1 protein-coding gene is annotated in these 321 nt (G+C 64.8%); it reads left to right on the top strand.

Annotated features, from left to right (window positions below; translation table 11 throughout):
* The coding region (locus ACSIPU_RS30840; RefSeq protein WP_435322511.1) for a M20/M25/M40 family metallo-hydrolase at positions 1-321 on the top strand (321 nt) is incomplete at both ends.

A 321-nucleotide genomic window follows, 5' to 3' on the forward strand; every position in this document is an offset into this window, starting at 1 on the left:
GTCGTCGTTCGGCGAAGGACGCTGCAATCTTATCGCCAGCCTGCCCGGGGCGAAGAGCGGTAAACCGCTGGCCTTTACCGGACATCTGGATACCGTCCCGCTGGGAAATGCCCGCTGGCAGTACGATCCTTTCGGCTCGCAGATGGAAGACGGGCGTCTTTATGGCCGCGGATCCAGCGATATGAAAGCGGCGATAGCGGCGTTTGCCGTCGCCTGCGTTCATCAGCGGGAAGCGATCCTCGCCGGACGCGGCGCGGTATTGCTGATAACCGGCGGAGAAGAGACCGGCTGCGACGGCGCGCGGGCGCTGATCGCCTCCGC

Source organism: Klebsiella sp. HN106, assembly GCF_051209435.1.
In the GTDB taxonomy this organism is placed as follows: domain Bacteria; phylum Pseudomonadota; class Gammaproteobacteria; order Enterobacterales; family Enterobacteriaceae; genus Klebsiella; species Klebsiella oxytoca.